At 54.0% G+C, this 22,028-nt stretch carries 20 protein-coding genes and 1 riboswitch; of the genes, 5 read left to right on the top strand and 15 right to left on the bottom strand.

Translation table 11 applies throughout. The annotated features are described in order from the left end of the window. Positions 1–172 precede the first annotated feature (172 nt). From serC to GAP13_RS08370, 6 genes are all read right to left on the bottom strand, one after another. A complete protein-coding gene (serC, locus tag GAP13_RS08395) occupies positions 173–1,270 on the bottom strand; it encodes a 3-phosphoserine/phosphohydroxythreonine transaminase (protein WP_158907879.1) in 1,098 nt (365 codons plus the stop codon). Between the two features lie 63 nt (positions 1,271–1,333). Further along, positions 1,334–2,206, bottom strand: a complete 873-nt coding sequence (locus GAP13_RS08390) for a hydroxyacid dehydrogenase (RefSeq protein ID WP_158907878.1) — start codon at positions 2,204–2,206, stop codon at positions 1,334–1,336. Between the two features lie 168 nt (positions 2,207–2,374). Continuing rightward, complete coding sequence (locus GAP13_RS08385) at positions 2,375–3,742, bottom strand: DUF1015 domain-containing protein (RefSeq protein ID WP_158907877.1); 1,368 nt, start codon at positions 3,740–3,742, stop codon at positions 2,375–2,377. Between the two features lie 89 nt (positions 3,743–3,831). Further along, entirely contained in the window at positions 3,832–4,107 is a 276-nt protein-coding gene (locus tag GAP13_RS08380) for a hypothetical protein (protein WP_158907876.1), read from the bottom strand. Between the two features lie 22 nt (positions 4,108–4,129). Next, positions 4,130–4,651 carry a signal peptidase II gene (gene lspA / locus GAP13_RS08375; protein WP_158907875.1) on the bottom strand — a complete coding sequence of 174 codons (522 nt, stop codon included), beginning with the start codon at positions 4,649–4,651 and terminating at the stop codon, positions 4,130–4,132. A gap of 1 nt (position 4,652) precedes the next feature. After that, entirely contained in the window at positions 4,653–5,417 is a 765-nt protein-coding gene (locus GAP13_RS08370; RefSeq protein ID WP_158907874.1) for a Nif3-like dinuclear metal center hexameric protein, read from the bottom strand. Positions 5,418–5,787: 370 nt separating this feature from the next. On the opposite strand from GAP13_RS08370, the gene GAP13_RS08365 reads away from it, so the two are divergent. Together GAP13_RS08365 and GAP13_RS08360 are read left to right on the top strand one after the other, a co-directional pair. Beyond that, a complete protein-coding gene (locus GAP13_RS08365; protein ID WP_158907873.1) occupies positions 5,788–6,204 on the top strand; it encodes a hypothetical protein in 417 nt (138 codons plus the stop codon). Next, a complete protein-coding gene (locus GAP13_RS08360) occupies positions 6,194–7,345 on the top strand; it encodes a hypothetical protein (RefSeq protein WP_158907872.1) in 1,152 nt (383 codons plus the stop codon). Before GAP13_RS08365 ends, GAP13_RS08360 begins: the two co-directional genes overlap by 11 nt. 62 nt (positions 7,346–7,407) lie before the next feature. Here the strand turns inward: GAP13_RS08360 and proC are convergent, their stop codons facing one another. Genes proC through asd form a run of 6 tightly spaced genes read right to left on the bottom strand, consistent with a single transcriptional unit; the run spans position 7,408 to position 13,391 of the window. Then, on the bottom strand, positions 7,408–8,217 hold the full coding sequence (gene proC, locus GAP13_RS08355) for a pyrroline-5-carboxylate reductase (RefSeq protein WP_158907871.1): 810 nt from the start codon (positions 8,215–8,217) through the stop codon (positions 7,408–7,410). A gap of 33 nt (positions 8,218–8,250) precedes the next feature. Next, positions 8,251–9,156 carry a 2,3,4,5-tetrahydropyridine-2,6-dicarboxylate N-succinyltransferase gene (locus GAP13_RS08350; RefSeq protein ID WP_158907870.1) on the bottom strand — a complete coding sequence of 302 codons (906 nt, stop codon included), beginning with the start codon at positions 9,154–9,156 and terminating at the stop codon, positions 8,251–8,253. Continuing rightward, complete coding sequence (gene dapA, locus GAP13_RS08345; protein ID WP_158907869.1) at positions 9,153–10,142, bottom strand: 4-hydroxy-tetrahydrodipicolinate synthase; 990 nt, start codon at positions 10,140–10,142, stop codon at positions 9,153–9,155. The genes GAP13_RS08350 and dapA overlap by 4 nt, the downstream gene beginning before the upstream one ends. A 47-nt stretch (positions 10,143–10,189) precedes the next feature. After that, positions 10,190–10,936 (bottom strand): 4-hydroxy-tetrahydrodipicolinate reductase, encoded by a 747-nt coding sequence (locus GAP13_RS08340; protein ID WP_158907868.1) that lies wholly within the window; start codon positions 10,934–10,936, stop codon positions 10,190–10,192. A gap of 2 nt (positions 10,937–10,938) precedes the next feature. Further along, positions 10,939–12,282: a lysine-sensitive aspartokinase 3 gene (lysC, locus tag GAP13_RS08335; RefSeq protein ID WP_158907867.1), complete on the bottom strand. Its 1,344-nt coding sequence runs from the start codon at positions 12,280–12,282 to the stop codon at positions 10,939–10,941. After that, entirely contained in the window at positions 12,279–13,391 is a 1,113-nt protein-coding gene (gene asd, locus GAP13_RS08330; protein WP_158907866.1) for an aspartate-semialdehyde dehydrogenase, read from the bottom strand. The genes lysC and asd overlap by 4 nt, the downstream gene beginning before the upstream one ends. Positions 13,392–13,524: 133 nt before the next feature. Beyond that, positions 13,525–13,706, bottom strand: a riboswitch (Lysine riboswitch). A gap of 170 nt (positions 13,707–13,876) precedes the next feature. Between asd and GAP13_RS08320 the strand changes: the two genes are divergently transcribed. From GAP13_RS08320 to GAP13_RS08310, 3 genes are all read left to right on the top strand, one after another. Next, positions 13,877–15,328, top strand: a complete 1,452-nt coding sequence (locus GAP13_RS08320; RefSeq protein ID WP_241864322.1) for a sigma-54 interaction domain-containing protein — start codon at positions 13,877–13,879, stop codon at positions 15,326–15,328. Between the two features lie 246 nt (positions 15,329–15,574). Beyond that, complete coding sequence (locus tag GAP13_RS08315) at positions 15,575–17,728, top strand: glutamine synthetase III family protein (RefSeq protein WP_158907863.1); 2,154 nt, start codon at positions 15,575–15,577, stop codon at positions 17,726–17,728. A gap of 190 nt (positions 17,729–17,918) precedes the next feature. After that, positions 17,919–19,409: a serine hydrolase domain-containing protein gene (locus tag GAP13_RS08310; RefSeq protein ID WP_158907862.1), complete on the top strand. Its 1,491-nt coding sequence runs from the start codon at positions 17,919–17,921 to the stop codon at positions 19,407–19,409. A gap of 54 nt (positions 19,410–19,463) precedes the next feature. Here GAP13_RS08310 and GAP13_RS08305 read toward each other — a convergent pair whose 3' ends face one another. Genes GAP13_RS08305 through GAP13_RS08295 form a run of 3 tightly spaced genes read right to left on the bottom strand, consistent with a single transcriptional unit; the run spans position 19,464 to position 22,028 of the window. Beyond that, on the bottom strand, positions 19,464–20,174 hold the full coding sequence (locus GAP13_RS08305; RefSeq protein ID WP_158907861.1) for an ABC transporter ATP-binding protein: 711 nt from the start codon (positions 20,172–20,174) through the stop codon (positions 19,464–19,466). Beyond that, a complete protein-coding gene (locus GAP13_RS08300; RefSeq protein ID WP_186338836.1) occupies positions 20,174–20,953 on the bottom strand; it encodes an ABC transporter ATP-binding protein in 780 nt (259 codons plus the stop codon). The genes GAP13_RS08305 and GAP13_RS08300 overlap by 1 nt, the downstream gene beginning before the upstream one ends. After that, positions 20,946–22,028 carry a branched-chain amino acid ABC transporter permease gene (locus tag GAP13_RS08295; RefSeq protein WP_158907860.1) on the bottom strand — a complete coding sequence of 361 codons (1,083 nt, stop codon included), beginning with the start codon at positions 22,026–22,028 and terminating at the stop codon, positions 20,946–20,948. The genes GAP13_RS08300 and GAP13_RS08295 overlap by 8 nt, the downstream gene beginning before the upstream one ends.

Here is a 22,028-nt window from a genome sequence, read left to right as displayed (position 1 = left end):
CCTCGCGATGGACACCCTTGGCGTTCGGCTACTGGTTCCCCTTACCGGGCCCAGACGGGACTTGGCAATGTATTGCCGCACCCGCTAGTGAGTGCGCCCTGCCGGGCGCACAATGAGAAAGGGCTGTCCGCAAATGGGCAGCCCATTTTGTAGCTGATTTCCAAACGCCCGCTCAGCGATGCTTTCGGCGGAACTCTTCCATAAAGTCAGCGGCTTTCTTCACGTTCTCGACGAGGTTGGCATTGTAGGTCGAGAAGCGGATGCCGCCGGTCGAGCGGTGGCCCTTTACGCCGATAATGTCTGCCGCTTTCGCTTCCTTGACGAAGGTCTCTTCCATTTCGGGGGTGGCCAGGCGGAATACCACGTTCATCTGTGAGCGCGAATCCTTTTCGACTGGGCCGCAGTAGAAGCCGTCGGAATTGTCGATGGCTTGGTAGAGGATGCGGGCCTTTTCCTCGTTGATCTTGGCCATCTTGTCGAGCCCCCCGACGGTGTTCAGCAGCCACTTGAGCGTAAGGTTGAGAATGTAGATCGAGAAGCAAGGGGGCGTGTTGTACAGGGAGTTGTTTTCGGCGTGGGTGCGGAACGAAAGCATGGTCGGAAGTTTGGCCTGCTCTTGGGCAAGGTTGTAGAAATCTTCGCGAATTGCGACGACGGTCACGCCCGAAGGACCGAGGTTTTTCTGCGCGCCCGCATAGATGAGCGAGAATTTGTCGGCCGGGAAGGGGCGCGAGAAAATATCGCTCGACATGTCGCACACGAGAGGGACTTTGCCGACTTCGGGCCAGTAGTGCCACTGCGAGCCGAAAATAGTGTTGTTACTGGTCATGTGGACATAGGTGCTGGAGGGGTCGATTTTGATTTCGTCCTGCCTGAGAACGCGTGTGAAGGTCCCGTCGGGGTTTTCAGTAGTCAGCACATCGAAGGGCCCGAAATGTTTGGCTTCCTTGATAGCTGCCTTGCCCCAGTGGCCGGTGACAAGGTAGGTCGCCTTGCGACCGCCAAAGAGGTAGTTCATAGGGATCATAAAGAACTGGCTCGAAGCACCGCCGGTAAGGAAGAGAATCTTCCACTCAGGGCCCATGCCCGCCAGCTTGCGGAAGAGGTCCTGAGCCTCGTTGTGCATTGCCTCGTATTCTTTGGAGCGGTGGGACACTTCCATGACCGACATGCCGGTGCCGTTCCAATCGAGCATTTCTTCCTGGGCTTTCTGCAGCACTTCGAGAGGGATGGCTGCGGGGCCCGCATTAAAATTGATTACTCGTTTCATATTGAGATCTCCTTCTTAAAAGCTGATTTGACTCATGCGGCTGCTGTTTTTTCAAAGCTCGTCTCATTTTCCGCTGTATTTCTTGAGGCGCGCGACGATGGAATCGCCGAGCCTGAGCAGGTTCTCTTCGGTAGAAGCGCCAAGGTGTGGGGTCATGAGGACATTGGGCGCTTTGAGCAGAGGCGAGCCTTCAGGCGGCTCTTTGTTGTAGACATCGGTGGCATAACCGGCCATTTTGCCGGAATTGAGCGCATCTGCGATATCCTGCTCCACGACGACTTGACCGCGGCAGGTGTTGATCAGGTATACGCCCTTTTTCATTTTAGCGATGGACGCGGCGTTGATCATGCCTCGCGTTTCGTCGGTGAGCGGCGTATGCAGGCTGATGTAATCCGACTTTGCATACACTTCATCGAGGCTGACCAGAGAAGCAACTTCGGAGCTTGTGACATATTTGTCGTAAGCAATAACGGACATACCAAAGGCTTTGGCACGAAGCGCCAATTCGTGTCCGATGCGCCCGATGCCAATGAGCCCAAGGGTTTTACCATTGAGTTCAGTGCGCTCAAGCTCTTTCTTGAGCCACTTGCCCTCTTTCATCGAATTATCGGCGCGCACAAGATGGTTGGGCATGGCGATCATAAGCGCGAAGGCGAGCTCTGCAACGGCAAGGCTCGATGCTTCAGGTGTGTTATCGACCGCAATTCCTTTTGACTTGGCATACTCGACATCGATCGTGTCCACCCCAACGCCGCCTCGGATAATATACCTGCATTTCGGCGCCGCATCGATCATCGCCTTGTCCACCTTCGTTTTCGAGCGAACAATAAGCACCTCGGCGTCGCCAAGCCGTGACATATCGGATGTCACTTCACCAAAAGTGGCGAGGCGGCCCGGAAGGTCGGGCGCGAATGCATCTGCGAGCAATATAACCATCGATTCCTCCTTCGAAAATCTTTTTATCGGTTCAAATTATGATACCACAATAATGCTATCCGGAACAGCAGTCGCTTTTGCGCAGGGCGCATAGCGGATAGCGCTCAGCACAAGGAGCAGCCCCCAAAGCCGGTGCAAAACTGCCCCTCTTTGCGCCAGCCGCAGCATCTAATCATTGGTTATCCTGCGCGCTTCGATGTAGAAGCGTTTCTCCGGCGCTTCGCCCATCGAAAACGTCTTGCGCGGCATGACCCCGTCATGGATCACGACGCTGAAAAATGAAGACTTGTCGACGGGCGGCAAATAAAGGCCGAGATTGCCTTTTTTGCGGCCGAGCGTTTCGGTGCTTGCGGTGCCGTGGATATAATCGATTCCTACTTCGCTATGGCTGGCGCGATATGCATCGATGTGCTCCTGAATTGTGGCAACCGCAAGGCGGGCTCGCGGCGTCTCGAAGGTAATTGTTCCGGCGCGGCTATCGCTTACAAAGGCGAACACATGCGAGCTGCCTGCATCCTTCGCCGCCGAGGCATCAACCGCGGCAAAAGCCTGCGCTGCATCAGGCATATAGGCAATGTTGGCGCCCGCTTCAACAAGCTTTTTAAGGAAATCCTGCGCGTCGATATTGAAAAGCACCCGATGAATAGGGTGAAACGGCAGCCCTTCATCATACAGATTGACAAGCTCGACAAGCGCATAGCGCGCTGGATGCTGTGCGAGAATTGCTTCGGCGCCTGGACTCCCCGCATACGCCGCTTTCGTCTCTTCCCAGATAGCCTTGGCAGTCGCAAGAGAGTGATTGCCATCGCCCACTGCAAAAAGAAGCACTTCGTCCTTTCCATATTTCGCCCGGAAGGCTTTTGGATCTGCCAGGCGTTCAAGGGCTTCCGCAACGCGCGCGAGCTGGTTTTCCTCGCGCACCAGCCAACCGCGCACATGCCCCGAATTTTTCATGAGGTCGAAATCGTAGGCGCGCTCGAAATATTGGCGCCTTTCATACATCGGCTCGATCACCGTTCTAGCAGGATCATCGATAAGAATCATAATGTGCGGAAGCTCGAGCGCGGCACCTCTGCGTATGGCCATACGCGGCGGCAGGCGCTCGACAATCGTTCCTTCTGTTGGCCGAATTAGGCTCTTCGAATCCTTTCCATATTGATAGCGCTCGAGATCGATAGCCACAACCAGCCCGAGGCGCGGCTTTGCCTCGAACGGAGTCGTCCGCTCAACAAGCACAAATGCATAGCCTTTTGATTCAAGTATCCCCTTTTCGAGGTATTCGCGCATTGTGCGCTGAATATTCGCAATGCGCGCGTCCTTGTCCGCATCCTCGAGATAGCATTCCGGGAAAATCAGTCTGAGCGTCGAAGGGGCTTCCCCTATTTCGCGGTTCGCGTCTTCCCAATATTCGCGCTCGGAAGAATATTGATCGCAGGCGACAACCGCCCATTTGCGATAATCGATGCCAGCGCTCGGCAGATAGATTTCGGGCACAGTGACACCCATCCGCTCGAGCCTTTCGCGCGCACCTATCATTTGAAGTCTCCTTGGGTAAATGTTGTGTGCAAAAATTATCGCATGAAATCCGGAATAGGTAAAGAAAAATGATATCGATAGCTTTCGGCCTATTTCGAAGGAATGCCCAGATACTCATCCAGATGGTACCGATCGCGCAGGAATTTGAGCAGCTTCCGGTAGACCAGCGTTGATATGACAAGCGCAAGCAGAAATGCCACCGCAATCGCCCAGATGAGCGCTTCCGGAGGAAGGATTTTGGACAGGGCGAGCGAATAGAACACCATCAGGAGCGCAAAACATGCTGCCATGAGAACCAGATTGGCAGCGGTTGCGCCGAGAACGAACAGCACAATCTTTCCTTTATTTGCAGGCATTTTGCTCATTTGCAGCTCCCCTACTCCGAAATTACGAAGGATGCACTTTGGATCTTTGCAATTCAGCGATAAGCAACCCGATTATCAGCAGAATTTCGCCAATAGTAATCGCTGAATCCGCGATATTGAAGGTCGCAAATCGCTCCATTCCCAAAAAGCCATACATTTTCAATGAAATGAAATCGACCACTCCCTCGGGCCTGAAAATGCGGTCGATGAGATTGCCGATACCGCCGCCAAGTATAAGGCCCATCGACCATCGCAATAAGAGAGTAAGATGAGCGGCTCTGAAATAATAAACGAGCACGCCTCCAAGCACCACAACCGGAAGCGCAATAAAAAACAGAAACCGGACCAGCGGCGCCGACGAAGCGCCGAGCGAAAAGGCAGCCCCGGTATTTCGCGCATGCACAATCCAGACAAAATCCCCGAAAAAACGCGCATAAATCCTGCCTTCCGGAATATGACTGACCACCAGCGCTTTTACAATTTGGTCCGCAATGATAATCAGCACAGCACACACAAGAGGAGCCCAGAATATCGCTTTTTTCATGTTATAGTCCGGTTGGCAGATCGATGAAAATGGTTTCAAGCCCGAGCTCGGCATGCGCTTTCTCTGCAACTGCTTTTACGCCCCATGTTTCGGTGGCATAGTGGCCTGCCGCAACAAAGTTCATGCCGCCTTCGAGCATATAGTGATACACAGAATGTGAGGGCTCGCCGGTTATATACAGATCGATGCCTGCTGCCAGCGCTTCGAGCGATTCAAACGGAGCTCCACCCGATACGATCGCCACGGTGTTGATTTCGCTCGGCCCAGCGGCGATCACTGACTTCGGAGAAGAACGATCGGGCAAGATTTTCAGGATTATTTCATCGAGCGACATTGGATTTGGCAATGTGCCTGCCCAGCCGATGGTAATGCCGTGGTATATGCCAAAAGGCCGCCGTTCCGTTACACCCAGAAGATTTACAAGCTGCGCATTGTTCCCTACTTCAGGATGCCGATCGAGCGGAAGATGGCATGCATACAATCCCATGTCAAATTCCAGGAGCATTTTCAGCCGTTCGCGGAGACTGCCTGAAACAGGCTCGGGTTTGCCCCAGAACATTCCATGGTGCACAAAAAGAAGATCCGCCCCTGCTGCATGCGCTCTCCGGATGCTCTCGGCACAGGCATCCACCGCAACCGCAAGCTTCTTTATTTGCTTGGCGGAGCTGCACGAAACCTGAATTCCATTGAGAGAATCATCGATTTGCTGCAATTGGTCGATTTCCAGAAACGATCGGGCCCACGCATCGAATTCGGTTATTGTCATGCCGCAAGTATAGAAAAAAAGAACCCTTCATGGAAGGAGGCTGACCATGAAGGGTTCAAAAGCTATATAAATGTCGTTTCGCCACCGACACTAGCTCATTGCTTTCGATAAAAATATATCACGCTTCAAAAATTTCGTCAATATTTTTTTCTGCTTTTTTTATGAAAAATTATGAAAACCTTGCAAAAGGATGTTATTATTCACTCGGCTTCACAAATTATGTCATACCATGCGTTCTTGTGCAATATAGCAGCAGGTTCAATGTCTCTAGGCAAAACATACACCAGGCATATGCGCGCTTGCCTGAACCCGCCAGATATGCGCTATAATATGCAAGAAAATAGATGCCCACGACAAACACGGAGAAAAAATGATCTACTGGAACGCTGACTTGGCGGCCAAGATTTCCTGCAGCCGGCAAGAAATGGAAACGTTGCTTCCTTATATCGATCATCTGGTGGATGTGTCAAGGACTCTGCATCAAACAGGAATCCAGCCATCAGCAGATCAGTTCTCTTCCGAGAAGGACATATTTTTCCGGTATGGCCTTCTTCTTGTAAGTGAAGGACTTGCTGGAGACATACTCGAGGAAATTCTGGCAGTTCTTCTCTATGTGAGCGAGGAAAAAGGAATTGCATTTTTAAGGCAGTGCGTAGCAGCTGAGGCGATTCTTTCGATCGCAAATGGGGATGATCAGGATACACTTCTGCGGAAGCTACTGCCGTACTGTGGAGTCGATCGCGCATTGGCTGCGCTGGCAAAAGGGAAAACAGAGCATGCTGATTGAACGCCTGGGGCACATGTATGCGCTTTGGGGACCGTCTGGCAAAGCGCCTGAGCGGAATCCTCGAATAGATCAAACCATTCAATCAGTGCGTCGATTCATTGCGGCCATCCAGGAAACTTCCGAAGACCGCAAAGCCCTGTTCACCCAATCGCAGCAATCACGCCGGAAAGCAATGAAACTTGCCTATCTTCTGCTCGCAAGCGAGTCGGACGCAGCAGCAATTCGCGATGCTTTTTTGAGTTCCGGGCTTCTTTCCAGCGGACAGCGAGCAAGCAAGCTCGACGCTCTTATCTGGCTGGCCGGAACTGAAGCCGCTTCGAGAGGGATTCATCCTTATACCATATTTCTCATCATGACAGCGTTCTTCGGACCAGCCGCTGCCGAAACCGAACTTCGCTGGTTGCAGGAAAAAGCAAAGGCAACGATTCCGACACTCGAGGAATTTATCGTGCCCGGCGACTTGACCGACACGATCGAAGAAGCACTCAAGGAGCCCGCCCGCCTCCAACGCACAATCCGAATTGCAGGCATGCCATTGAGCGCATCTGCATTCGCTGGATGCTCGCTCTATTATATAGAAAAAATTCTGGTCCTCATTGGCCCGATTGGCGCATCGATCCTTGCCGAAATGATCCATTCCGCGCGCCAAAGACTCATGTCGGACGAAATCAGCACTGCCCAGCAGGCGTTCCTCGATCTTTTTGCCCAAGAAGAAGGCGAAACTGAAGCGCCAGAAAATCAGAGAATAAAAGGACTGGAAGCTTTTGAGGAAGAAGAGGTTTTTGCCGACCCGGATTTGATACGTTCCACGACCAAAATCGTTATGCTTGCTGAAGCGAAGGTATTGAAAGCGACGCTTTCATCCATGAGCGACAATGAAATCGCATCGATCTTGCGGTGCATGGAAGCGATTGCCCATGAACGCCTTCTCAGCCTTATCTCTCCGGGGAGACAGAAGCATGTCCTTACAGTAATTCAGAAAACAGGAAACACAACGAACAGCCGGATGCTTCGCGACGCCCAATTGTTTGCCCAAAAATTGCTTGCATCGTATGCGCCGAAAAACCTCAAACCTGGAGAATCGCTCAGCATTCCGGAAGAAGTAAGAGCGCTCATCTCTTCACTGCTGAGCAGGGAATAGGCCGGCGTGCCATTATTGAGCGCCCCCATCGCAGATCGAGATATCGCGCGCTGCAGCCGGGGCTATTTGTGCAGAAGCTGGTGCGCGCGCTCCGTGGCTTTGACAACGGCCTTGATAAGGGTTACACGCAAGCCGCCATCCTCGAGCTCCATGAGCCCATCGATAGTGGAGCCAGCGGGAGTCGTCACTTGATCCTTCAATTTTGCCGGGTGCTCGCCAGTTACCAGCACGGTTTTTGCGGCCCCCAAAACGGTTTGCGCGGCCAGTTCGATGGAGACTTCGCGGGGAAGCCCCATTTTTACGCCTCCATCGGCAAGCGCTTCGATTATGAGATAGACATAGGCGGGTCCTGAACCGGAAAGACCGGTGACTGCATCCATGTACTGCTCATCCAGCACGATTGCGCGGCCGACCGACTCAAAAAGCTGCTTAACTTTTTCGACCTTGTCTTCTTCGGTAAAACGCGCGGGGGCGAGCGCGGTCATCCCTTCGCATACGGAAACACCAAGGTTCGGCATTGCGCGGATCAACGCGATTTTCCTCGCAAGTCTTGTCTGCATTGATTCGAGCGTCACACCTGCGGCGGTTGACACGACAACGCTCTCATCCGGGATGATGTCGGCTATTTCCTGGAGCACTTCGAAAATTGTCCGCGGCTTTACCGAAATGAGAATTATTTCGGATTGCTTTGCTACTTCGCGGTTGTGCAGAACGGTGGCCGCGTGGTATTTCTCTTCGAGATTCTGGCGGTGCTGCTCCGTTCGCACGGAAAGAATGACATCAGATGGAGCCAGCAGGCCTTTGGCAAGCGAGCCGGCGAGAATCGCTTCTCCGATTTTTCCCGCACCGATAATACCGAGTTTGTATCGCATGGTTCCTCCAAGTCTGAATGCGTGCCTTGCTCTCTATCCACGAAGCGCCGATTCCAGCACAACCGAACTCTCTGTCTTTTCGTCCCGGTATTTTACGATGCAAGGTACCGATAAGGAAATACCCTTTTCGGACGCGAACTCGCCATGCGCGGGCCTTGTTCCGGAGACCACGACGGCGTTTTCGGGCACTTCGCCGCTCAGCTCGCGGCCATTGACCAGATCGAATAGTTTGGTGCCTTTGGTAATGATGACGCCTGGCGCGAGCACTGCTCTTTTCCGGACAATAATGCCTTCAAAAATGCCACACATGCCGCCGATAAAGGCCCCGTCTTCGATAATCACAGGGCTGGCCTGAGGCGGCTCCAGTACTCCGCCGATCTGCACGCCTGCAGAAAGGTGCACACGCTTTCCGATATGCGCGCAGGATCCGACCAGCACATGGCTGTCTACCATTGTTCCCTCGTCGACCCACGCGCCCACATTGATGTACGAAGGCGGCATGATGACCACGCCTGAAGCGACAAATGCGCCCCGCCGGACCGAGCTGCCGCCGGGCACCATGCGCACGCCATCCCCGATCTCGAAATGGCGCGGCGGAAATGCAGGCCGGTCGAAAAAGCCGTTCTCCTCCCCGCGACGTGAGCCGCCCGAGCTGCCTTTGATGGTCTTCCCGCTCGGACTGGCCGAGCCCGGGTCCGACCCCAACGCTGCGGCTGGGCTCGATGCCGGCCACGGCCACGCGGAAAGCCCGCCTTTTTTGAAGCCCGAAAGAATTGCTGTCTTCACCCAGCTATTCACCTTCCAGGAACCGTCCGCCTGTTGCTCGACAACGCGAATTTCGCCCTTTTCGAGGGCATCGAGAAAAACAAACCAATGTGCGTCGCAAAAACTACCCGACTCCTCGAATATGCGTTTCAATTCATCAGCAGCTGAATTCATGCCAGCTCCCGCGCGCCGAGCGCCGCCAAGACGCTCGCAAGCCTTTCCCTCGTCGTCTGAACAGCCGGAGCCAGCGGCAGCCGCACGGCCTCTCCGCACAGCCCAGTCAATTTGAGCGCCGCCTTGAGCGGAATCGGGTTCGATTCAAGGAACAGCGCATCCGTAAACGGCAGAAGCCGCGCATGAAGCGCCTTCGCCTCCTGGCGGCGCCCCGCGCGCGCTGCATCCACCAAAGCTTTATAGCGCCGTGGCAGAATATTCGCGGCCACACTGACAAGCCCTTCTGCGCCGACCGCGATTGCCGGCAAGGCAAGCCCGTCATCGCCCGACAGCACGGTTTTGCCTTGGGGCAGCGTGCGGCAGATTTCGCCAATTTGCGCGAGATTGCCGGAAGATTCCTTGACCGCCTCGACGCCCGAAATTTGCCACAGCTGGTTCAAAACCGCCGGGACCAGGTTAAGCCCCGTCCTCCCAGGCACATTGTAGACAACGACCGGCTTGCCGCGGGCCGCCTTGGCCACAGCCTCGAAGTGCGCGTTAAGCCCGCCCGGCGTTGGTTTGTTGTAGTACGGCACAACCACGAGCACCGCATCGGCGCCCAGATCCACCGCCTCTTCAGTCAGCCTCACCGCGGCCTTTGTCGAATTCGAACCTGTACCCACCACTATCGGAATGCCCAGAATTCGCTTTACAGCCCTCCGAATCAGCTCGCGCCGCTCGTCGGGTTCGACCGTCGCGCCTTCACCGGTAGATCCGAGCACTACAATGAAATCTGCACCGCCTGATTCAGCCTGCCAAAACCGCTGGAATTTTGCGCGCGCAGCCTCATCGCGGAACGCCGCTTCCGCATATTCGCCTGCTGCCGACTCGAAATCCCGCCCGCACAGAAAGTCGAGCAGACGCTCGAATCCCGCATAATCAACATTGAATGCATCATCAAACGGCGTTGCGATGGCAACGCCCAAGCCTTCGATTTTCTGTTTCATTCAGGTGCCTCCTTTTGGTGCTCCCAACCTTGTGCCGACCAATGTACTTACGCATTCCCCAGCAAGCTTTCCAGCACATCATCCATGCCAAAAACACCCTTGCGGCCCTGTATCCACTGGGCAGCCTTGAGCGCTCCCGAAGCGAACACTCTCCTGTTCCGCGCTCGATGTACTATCGATAATTGCTCATGCGGCGCATCAAACACGAGCTCATGCACGCCGGTTTCGGTCCCCGCGCGCAGCGAGGCTATGGGAACTTTGCTCATATCCCACTGCTCCCAGCCGGATGCATTCCAGCCTGCATATCGTTTCGACCCAGAAATTATTGCTTGAGCCAAGGATTTTGCCGTTCCGCTTGGCGCATCTTTTTTTGCAGCGTGATGATGTTCGAACACAGCTAAGTCCCCTTCGCCATACCAGTCCACAAATGTGGCAAGCTGTGTGGCCATCCTTCGCATAAATGTGACCGCAAACGAAAAATTGGGGCTGACAAGAACCGCTGTTTTCTGCCCGACACGCGCGGCGATATCGGGAATTTCCCAGCCTGTTGTTGCAATGACAAAAGGGGTTCCCGTATCGATTGCCCACGCAAGGTGCGCTTCAACCGCATCTGGCACGCTTGCATCAATTGCGACATCAGCGTGGCGCGAAGGCATTGGATCACCCATGTCGACCATCCAGACAATATCGAATCGAACCACATCTGCGCTTGAACCCGCCTTTACATTGAGCGCGTTTGCTTCTTCAGCTATCGCTGTGGCGAGTTTTCCTGCTCCGAAAATTCCTATTTGCATTGTCAACGCTCCCCCTCTTCAAAAAATGCTGCATGCAGATTCTGCACTGCTCTGTCAGCTTGCGCCTCTTGCACGATGAGGCTGAGGTTGATTGCATTCGCGCCCATACTGATAAGATCGACAGGAATCCCGTCGATAGCAATGAAAGTTTTGCGAAGTACTTCCGGTGTCTTCCGCAGAAGATCTCCAACGACGGCAATGACCGCGCGTTCTCTTGCAATCGAAACTTGCCCCAGCTTTTCAAGATCCTGTGTCAGCGCTTCGAGCGGCGCGCTTTTATCCAATGAAACAGATACGCATATTTCCGAGGTCGAAACGAGATCGACCGATACACCGCGCCTGCCGAATACATCGAAAAGCTTGGCCAGGAATCCTGCCTGATCGGTCATCGATTCTTGCGTCACAGAGATGATGACTACATTTCTCCGCATGGCAATTGCGACACACGGCCTTCCGCTCGATTCGCCCGGGCTGATGGTCGAATACATGCCGTCAGGCTTGAAGGTACTCCGAATCGTCACTGGAATTCCCGCATCGAGCGCTGGCCTCACTGTTGCAGGGTGCAGCACTTTTGCCCCATAGGATGCAAGTTCGGCTGCTTCCTGATAGCTCAGAACTTCGACCGTACGCGCAGAGGGCACAAGCCTTGGATCCGCAGTCAAAATTCCTTCAACATCGGTCCATATTTCAATTTCGTCGGCTTGCAACGCGGCACCGATGAGCCCGGCTGAATAATCGCTCCCACCTCTGCCAAGCGTCGTCGTGTCGCCCGCATCTTCTGATCCTATATATCCTTGTGTAACAATAATATCGTAGGATTCAAGAAGAGGCACTATATGAAGTGCCGCGAGCTTTTTGATTGCAGCAAGCTTGGGACGTGCAGTACCAAAATGGCTGTCCGTACGAATCACTTTTCGGGCATCAAGCAAAGGGCAGCCGAGGTATCCCGCCACTAAAATAGAAGACAAGCGTTCCCCTGAAGAGGCCACCTCATCCATGGTTCGGGGGCTCAATTCACCCAAGAGGTCGATGCCATGAATACGGCGCTGGAGATTTTCTACGATTTCTTTTATCCTGCCAATAATATCCGGCGTGGCAAGATCGAGCGAACGACTTGCTTCGAGGTGCATCTGTTCGATTTTGCTCAGAATCTGCACAGCCCGATCGAGATCGTGCTGTCGCGCAGCCTCGGCCATCTCAAAAAGCAAATTCGTTATCCCGGCCATTGCCGAAACGACCACGATGCGCTTTCTCCCTTGGCGGGACTGAACGATACGCGCAACTTCGCGAATGCGCTCGGCGTTTCCTACCGACGTGCCGCCGAATTTCATCACTAACGCAGTCATTCTCCGACTCCCTGCAGAACGCCCATGGCCAAGGCCATTTCGGCATTGAGCACCGATGCGCCTGCCGCTCCTCGTTCGGTGTTGTGCCCGAGCGAGATGAATTTGAAGTCAAGAATCGGGCATGTACGAAGCCTTCCCACGCTGATGCGCATGCCGCTGTCTTCTTCGACATCTTTGCGCGCTTGCGGTCTGTCTTCTGCTTTGAGGAACTGAAGAAATTTTTCGGGAGCGCTCGGAAGCGAATACGGTGCGGTTTTTGGCTCGAACAAGGTAAATGCCTCGGCCACCTCGTCAATTGTTGCCTTTGCTGCAAGCCTGACAGAAATAGAGAGCGTGTGCCCATCGATGACAGGAACACGTGTGCACGTCGCAGAGACAACGAATGGGGCTGGTGTTATTGCCAAGCCGCCGAGTCCTGCAGTCAAGGTGCCCAGAATTTTATTGGATTCCGATTCGACCTTTGGTTCCTCATTCCGGATAAAGGGAATGACGTTACCGACAATATCGAGCGCTGGCACGCCGGGGTAGCCTGCGCCGCTTATCGCCTGCATGCTCGTTACCATCACCGCATCGATTCCGAAACGCGATTGGAGCGCCGCAAGTGGAGCAGCGAGCATGACCGTCGTGCAATTCGGGTTGGTGACTATGGCGCCTTTCCATCCGCGCTTCGCTTTCTGATTTTCCAGAAGGCCGAAATGCTCGGGATTGAGTTCAGGGATCAAGAGCGGCACATCCTCATCCATGCGAAATGCGCTCGCGTTTGAAAAGACATAGGCTCCTTTCGCTGCAAACAGGGGCTCGATATCACGAGCAGGCCCTGCATCGAGCGCGGAAAACACGATTGGGGAAAATGCTGCTTCAGGAGAGCATGGTACAACAACCATGTCGCCGCATCCTGCATACGGAAGCCCCGGCAAATGCCATTGGCATGCTTCGGAATATGTTTTGCCAGCGGAGCGGTCGCTCGCTGCAAGGAATGCGGGATAGAACCAGGGATGCTCTGCAATTCTGCGGAGAAAGCGCTGACCTACAACGCCAGTCGCGCCAAGAATGGTTACGGGAATTTTCTTTTTCGGGGAAAAAGCTGAGTGATGCTGAATGTTCGCCATGGTACCTCCATATATGCCGAAGGAGGTCCACGATAGCCTTCCATTAAAATGGAATATTGGCTGAACGGATGATGCAACTCGAGCCAGGGAAATTCATTCCCTGTTCCATCCGCTCGGCCACAAGCGAAAGGCATACGTCAGGCGCTCCGCAGGACGATGTGTTCCCGCGACAGCCGTCGGGTATTAGCCCGGACGTCCAAGAACAGCTCCAAGAGAAAGACACTGTTCCTTCGGCGATCCTCCCCTTTCCGGCGCTTTCGCAGGCTCTCTTTGCCTCCAGCCCGTACTGATGGGAATCGCTCCTCCATCGGTGCATTGACCCTACCATAGCGGTTCACTCTTGCGCAAGGGGTTATTTGTATATTTATCTAATAAGAACTTGCATTTTTGCAATCTCCGGGGCGCCGGAGCTTGAACCCGCCCGCAAAATCAGGTATTCCTATGCTCAGATGGAAACAGAAATGTCACTTTCCATATCAAACGCGATGAACTCCTTTTCGCGCGCGCTTTTGCGTTCCGACGAGCCGGGCATCGCAATCGGCGAGTACCTGAATGAGTTATCGCAGATTCTGCGCCCCTTGTCGTATGCTGCATGCGGCAGATCAACTCATCAGGAATCGCTGCGCTGCATTGTGCTTGGCGGCGATGAGCAGGTATATGGAAGCAATATTGCCGTTGGCGATGAGGTCCGGCTTGGCGCCGCTCCTTGCGGTTTTGCGCTCGAAGTGGATGAATGTGTCCAAAAGAGAATCCGCGAAGGGATTGTAATCGAGGCTCCAGCAAAACAGAATGGCTCAACTGCTTTCGTGCTCAGTATGATGTTCAGTGCTGATGCGGCGCCAGAGCTTCTTTTGTCCGCAAGTCAGGCACTCCGCACTGCAGCCCAGCTCGTGGAAGAATATCTTTCCATGCGCGCCCGCCTTGCCGAAGAGATCGAACGCGACAGCGGCCGCCCGGTGGGGTCTGACCCCGTCTTAACCTGGTGCGGCATTGTCGGAAACTCGGATGTCATGCGCGAAGTATTCACCATGGTTGAACAAGTTGCGGGCACCGATGCCAGCGTGCTCCTTTTAGGGGAAAGCGGAACAGGCAAAGAGCTCGTGGCTCGTGCGATTCATCAAAAAAGCTCGCGAGCGAACAATCCATTTGTGGCAGTGAATTGCGCAGCATTGCCCGAATCGGTCATCGAAAGCGAGCTGTTCGGGCACGAAAAAGGCGCTTTTACCGGCGCCTTCGAACAGCGGAAAGGGCGCTTCGAACAAGCGAACGGGGGCACCCTCTTTTTGGACGAAATTGGCGAGCTCTCGCCTGGCTTGCAGGTCAAGCTGCTGCGATTTTTGCAAGATCACCGATTCGAGCGCGTTGGCGGCAATACCAGCATCGAAGCGAATGTCCGCGTCATCGCCGCAACAAACAGAAACCTTCAGGAATCAGTTGACCAGGGCGATTTCAGGCCTGATTTGTATTATCGGCTCAATGTGTTTCCGATCAACATTCCGCCACTCAGAGAGCGCGGCGCTGATATTCTCCTTCTCGCCGACCATTTCGTAGCAAAATTCAACAGGGAAAATACCAAAAAAATACAGCGCATATCGACCCCTGCGCTCGACCTTCTCATGATCTACCATTGGCCGGGCAATGTGCGCGAGCTCGAAAACTGCATTCTGCGCGCGGCTATTCTGTCCACTGATGGGGTAATTCATGCGTATCACCTGCCGCCAAGCTTGCAATCGGCAGCTTCCACGGGGACAGAGCCCTCAACCGGCCTCGACGCCGCTATCGCGCGCCTCGAAAAAGAACTCATCATAGAAGCGCTTAAGCTCGAAAATGGCAATGCGGCAGCAGCTGCGCGCAGGCTTGGCGCAACAGAGCGCCGGGTGCGCTACGCAATGCAGCGCTACAGAATCGACGCAAGGCGATTTAAGACAAAATTGTAAGAATCATAACGAGAATGACAATTTTGTAGCCTTGTTCAAGCTTTGACTAGATGCTTCCGAAGCTGTTCCACGGAGGCATTTCTACATATTTTTCGCATTGAACGAATTTAACTCATTTTATAATATATAACTAGTAACCGTGCCGCGTTTATCGGCGTTCAAAACCCCACGGCGCCTGATAATTTGGCACAATTCTTGCATCATTCATTGCAACTCACCCTGAAGAACCTTAACGGAGGAATTTGTATGAATGATGCCTCGTCGACGTTTTCTCTGCCTGACCATTTCGGCAGCCGCTGTTTTTCGAACGATGTCATGCGCGAACGGCTGCCCCGTTCCGCTTTCGAAGCTATCCTCGAAATTCAGGCTGGAAAGCGCGAGCTCACCCTGGATATCGCAGAAATCGTCGCCGCCGCGATGAAAGAGTGGGCCTCAGATTTGGGAGCCACCCATTATACCCACTGGTTTCACCCGCTTTCTGGACTCACTGCCGAAAAGCACGAATCATTCGTATCGCCACAGCCCAACGGCGGCATGCTCATGGAGTTTTCCGGTAAAGAGCTGGTAAAAGGCGAGCCTGATGCCTCGAGCTTTGCTTCCGGAGGCCTTCGAGCCACCTTCGAGGCACGTGGCTATACCGCCTGGGATGTTACGAGCCCCGCATTCCTGAAGCGCAATGCCGACCGCTATGTCCTCTGCATTCCCACCGCCTTTGTGTCCTATGCAGGGCACGCGCTCGACAAGAAAGTGCCGCTCCTGCGGTCGATGGAAGCAATCAATCGCGCCGGTTTGCGCCTGCTTCGACTGCTCGGCGACACCGAAAGCGAGCGCATTATCACCTATGCAGGTCCGGAGCAGGAATATTTTCTCGTCAATGCCGAACTGTACAGAAAGCGCCCGGATCTCTTACTCTGCGGGCGCACTGTGCTCGGAACCATGGCAGCGAAGGGTCAGGAACTTGAAGATCACTATTACGGCGCAATCGAAGAAAAAGCTGCCGCCTTTATGAATGAGCTCAACAGCGAGCTCTGGGCCATGGGCATTTCCGCCAAAACCCAGCACAACGAGGTAGCGCCGAATCAGTTTGAGATCGCGTGCATTTACTCGCAGGCAAACATCGCAGCAGATGCAAACCAGCTCGTTATGGAAACTATCCGCAAGGTAGCCGAGCACCATGGAATGGCTGCACTGCTCCATGAAAAGCCTTTTGCGGGAATCAACGGCTCTGGGAAACACATCAACTGGTCAATCGGCACCGATAAGGGTGCAAATCTTCTCGATCCTGGCGAAGTGGCAAATGCCCCGAACGAAAAAGATGCTGCATACAAGTTCATGCGTTTTGTATTGTTTTCCCTGGCGGTCATCGAAGCGGTCGACCGGCGCGCCGGCCTTCTCAGAGCCGCAACTGCAACCGCAGGCAACGATCGCCGCCTTGGCGGTCATGAAGCACCGCCCGCGATTCTCTCAGTGTATCTCGGCGACCCCTTGCACGATCTTTTTGATTCGCTCGAAACGCAAAACGGCGCACAGAAAATTGCAAATGCCTTCCTCGAATTGGGCATTCGCAGCCTGCCTAAACTCCCTAAAGATTTCTCCGACAGAAACCGGACGAGCCCCTTTGCGTTCACTGGCAACAAGTTCGAGTTTCGGATGGTCGGATCATCGCAGTCTGTAGCGACGCCGCTCACAATGCTCAACGCCGCTGTCGCCGAAGCAATCGAACATATCGCGCTCGATATCGAACAGGAGCTATCCAAAGGCATATCCATTCTCGATGCTGCCCGACTTGCAGCGCGCAAGTCCTGGCAGGAACATCGCCGCGTTGTTTTCAACGGAAATGGCTATTCCGCCGAATGGACAAGAGAGGCCGAAAAGCGCGGCCTGCCCATGTTCCGATCAGCGGTAGACGCGATTCAAGAACTCACCAAAGCAGACAATGTTAGAATGCTTACAAGTCTCGGCATTTTTCTTGCGGAGGAGACCGAAGCGCGCCAGGTTGTCTACCTCGAACGCTATTCAAAGCAGATAAAAATTGAAGCTGGCATGACGATCGACCTTGTGCGCCGGTCCGTCATTCCCGCGACAAGCGAGGCCGCGAGCCGCTATAGCGCCGCATGCACGAATATTGCCAGCCTTGGCGCTCCTTCTGTCATACAGGAGACACTTGCAAAGCGAATCGCCCAGCTCACAGGCAAAGCCGCAGAAGCACTCGACCGCCTCGAAAAAACATTGAATGATGCTTCGCATATCGAGGATGAACTGGAACGTGCCAAAGCATTCAGGGACTCGGTAGTTCCCCGCACGGACGAAGTGCGCGAAATCTGTGACGAGCTCGAGCGGCTGACGCCCAAAGATCTCTGGCCGTTGCCGACCTATGGAGAGCTTTTGTTTACTTTGTAAGAAATAGCGCGGCGCGCCGAGCGCCGCATTTGCAAATCGCGCCGGGGGTGGTATCTGTTCAGCCCCCGGCGCGGTATCTGGGCGGCGCGCCGGGCGTGGTATCTGTTCAGCCCCCGGCGTTGCATCTATTCGGCGCGCCGGGCGCCTTGTCTGTTGCCCCTCGTTCGATCTCTTGGTACCATAGCTTGAAATGAAGTTTCTCAGGAGCCTTGTCCCATGGATTCTCGTCATCGCGATTATTCTTGCCGCGCTGTATCTGCCTGATCTTGGGCCTGAAAATTACAAGGACTTCGATTCTTTTTTCGCAAACGAACGGATACGCCAAGGAATAGCCGGATATGAAGTGGCCATTATCAAAGATGGCGAAATCGCCTTTAACAAAGCCTATGGATTCGATGGCGAGCGCAAAACCCTCGAAAGTGCAACTCCGCTCTACCTGGGACCGGCTTCCGAGATTCTTACAGGAACACTGCTGTGTCAGCTTGTAAATGAGAAGAAAATCACCCTCGATGCCCCAATCGCACAATTCATCCCCGAGCTTGCCTCGCTCAAGGCGCGCAGAGCCAGCTCGGCTGCCCTCGATATGCCGCTCACCCTTCGCCAGCTCGCTGCACACCGTGTCGCGTTTCCCGAAAAAGACCTGGCTGCATTTGACCCCGGCACTACAGGCCTTGAAGCTGGTTTGCCAGATCCCGAGCTTTTTCTGAAATCGCATTTTCCTACAGAAAAATATACCCGCAGTCGCCTGTCGTACCGCATCGTGGGAGCCGTCCTCGAAAAAGCAACAGGAAAACCATATTCCGATCTTCTCGAGTCGATGATCACTATTCCATTGGGGATGTACTTGACGACAGCAAAACCATCTTCTATCGCGCAGATCGCTGTCGGCTCGGGTTCATTCTTCGGACTTTCCTTTCCATATCGCGAAAAAGTGCCAATCGATGCCGCCGCATCAGATGGCATCGTAACGACCAGCGCGGATATTGCCAAATTTCTCAAATTTGTCGTATCCCCGCAGCGAGGCCAGGCCATTCCCGGCTTGTCTTCCTCGCAGACCCCTCTGCTTTATCAGCCTCTCTACAAAGATGGAGACACCGGATTCGGTTGGCGCATCCTTGAAAGCAAGGACGGCCGTTTTATTTTCCAGGGCGGCTCCATTCGCGGCTATGCCTCGCGCATCGTTATTTATCCTGAGCGCAATGCAGCCATCGCCATTCTTTCGTCCCAGAATGGCATCCTCATCTCGAATTTTATTCTGCCTATGCTTGTCACTTCAGCAGAGCAAATTCTGTTCAATGGAGAAAGCAGAAGGCCATTCCCGTCGTGGCGTGCGGAACTGGTAGCGGGATTCATCTTCTTTATTTATTTGCTGAGCATAATCCTTCAGACGCTTTCTTCATATTCCTGGGCGCGCGACCTTCTCAAATACAGAGAATCCAGCATATCCCAGCTCTATGCGCGCTTTGCGTTTGCACGAACAATTGGGGGGCTTTTGCTTCGTGTGCTTGCGGTTGTGCTCGCACCGTTCGCTGCAGGATATCTGGTAGGAAGAGCGGTTCCGTATCAGGAGCTTATCGCTTTCGAACCTGGGATCGCTTCGGTACTCATGACTGCAATGCTCTTTGGAGTGATTCGAAATATAAGCAGAATCATACTGTACATAAGGCTGCGCCGGGCGTAGTGGCGGCTGCACGACCTGCTTCATCCGCCTCGTCGCCCCGCCCCGCTGCGTACGCTACTGCGCCTCGCCCAGATACGCCTTGCGCACCCGGTCGTCCGAAAGCAATTCGCGCCCCTTGCCCTGCAGCGTAATCCGCCCGGTTTCAAGCACATAGCCGTAGTCGGCGATTTCGAGCGCTGCTTTTGCGTTCTGCTCGACGAGCAGAACCGTTGTGCCCTCCGCGTTGATCTGCCGAATGATTTCGAAAATCATCTTGACAATGAGCGGTGCAAGGCCCAGCGATGGCTCATCCATCATGAGCAGTTTTGGCCGGGACATGAGACCTCTGCCGACTGCAAGCATCTGCTGTTCGCCGCCTGAGAGTGTGCCGCCTTTCTGAAGCCGCCGCTCTCTGAGCCTCGGAAAGAGATCATAGACATGATCAAGGTCTTTGAGCACACCTTCTTTGTCATTGCGAGCATAGGCCCCTAGCAGCAAGTTTTCCTCGACTGTGAGATTCGGGAAAATGCGGCGGCCCTCAGGCACCAGCACGATTCCCATCTGCACAATTTCCTGGGTTTGCCTGCCCGATATGACGTTGTCCCGCAAAAGCACCTTGCCGCCTGTTGGCTTTACAAGCCCGACAATCGTCCGCAAGGTTGTGCTTTTGCCCGCCCCGTTCGCTCCGATCAGCGTGACAATCTTGCCTTCAGGCACAGAGAGATCGATTCCCTGGAGCGCATGGATTCCGCCGTAATGCACCGAGAGATTCTGTATTTCCAGCATCAATCCACCCCCAGATATGCTTCGATGACCTTCGGGTTTTTCTGGATGGAAGCAGGATCGCCATGCGCAATCGTCACGCCGTAATCCAGAACGTACATGTGTTCGCACACACCCATAACTACCTGCATGTGGTGCTCGATAAGGAAAATCGTCAGGTCGAACTCATCGCGGATCTTCCGGATAAAATCCATGAGCTCACGCGATTCCTGAGGGTTCATGCCTGCTGCAGGCTCATCGAGCAAGAGGATCTTGGGTTTTGTTGCGAGAGCGCGCACAATTTCGAGCCTGCGCTGCTGACCGTAAGGGAGGCTTGTGCCTTTTTCGTACGCAAGGTGCACAAGGCCTACTTTCTCGAGCAATTCCATCGAAAAGCGCCTCGCCTCCGATTCGCGGCTGCGATACCCCGGAAGGTGGAGCGTTGCGCCGAAAATCCCTGTATTGATGCTCATATGGCAGGCAACAAGCACATTTTCCAGAACGGACATTTCCTTGAACAGGCGAATATTCTGGAAGGTGCGGGCAATGCCGAGCGCGGTGATGCTGTGCGGCTTGAGGCCGGTGATGTTCCGGCCCTTGAAGAGAACCTTGCCTTCAGTCGGATAGTACATTCCCGTTATAACGTTGAATGCTGTCGTTTTGCCCGCGCCGTTCGGGCCGATAAGCCCGACAATTTCGTTCTTGCGGATTTCGAGATTGAGGTCCGACACGGCGGTAAGGCCGCCAAATTTCATGGTCAAGTGCGCTGTGCTCAGCATGAGGTCGGAAGTGTTTTCAGACATGATCGCCTTCCTTCCGGCCCTTTTTCACAAAGAGCCCCTGCAGCATGTCCCAGCTGAATTCCTTGTTGCCCATAAGACCTCGCTGCCGATAGATGACCATCACCATCAGCAAAATCGAGAAGACGACCATACGAAGCCCCGGCAATCCTTCTGTCTTGAAAAAAATGAGATTCATAGGCTCGTCGAGGAATCGCAGTGCTTCCATCAGAATGGTCACTACGATCGCAGAGATCACCGATCCCGAAATCGATCCGATGCCGCCGAGCACGACAATGAGCAAAATGTTGAATGTCAGCATAAATGTGAACATTTTCGGGTCAATGGTCGTGATCATGTGGCCGAGCAGTGCGCCGCCGACTCCAGCCAGAAAGCTCGATACGGTAAACGAGGTTACTTTGACGCGAAATACATTGATGCCCATCGCCTCAGCAGCCAGCTCGTCATCACGGACGGCTTTCATTGCCCGCCCATAGCTCGAGCGCATCAGCAGCACCATAAACAGAGTGACAAGCCCTGCCGCAACCCACACCGAGAAGGTTGTCGCATAACGCGGCAAGCCTTTGAGCCCCTGCGCACCGTTCGTAATAGGCTGCGCATTGGTAATCAGTACGCGGATAATCTCGCCGAAGCCAAGCGTGGCTATCGCCAGGTAATCATCCCGCAGGCGCAGGACCGGCGCTCCGATCAAAAATCCCACAAACGCGCTCGCCAGCCCTGCAATCAAAATCGCAGGCAAAAACGGAATCGTAATATTGCGAAGCCAGGGCACGATGGGAACAAGGAAATAATTCATCTCCTTGAGCTCAGGTGTCATAGTAAGAAGCGCGCACACATACGCGCCCACCGCCATAAATCCCGCATGCCCCAACGAAAAAAGCCCCGTAAAGCCATTCAGCAGGTTGAGCGAGAGCGCAAGCACGATGTATATCGCGCACATATTGAATACCCGGAGCATAAATGCATCAAAAAAACTGTTCGCGATAATGGCCAGCACGGCAAAGGCAGCAAGCGCGATGATCGTGAGCAGCCTGTTCCGGGTAAGCGCAAAAGGTCGTTTTCCAGTTGTAGCTTTCAT

The organism is Rectinema subterraneum (genome assembly GCA_009768935.1).
GTDB classification, from domain to species: Bacteria; Spirochaetota; Spirochaetia; order Treponematales; family Rectinemataceae; genus Rectinema; species Rectinema subterraneum.
The sequence above is the reverse complement of the archived record's forward strand: the minus strand, read 5'-3'. Positions and strand labels throughout refer to the sequence as shown.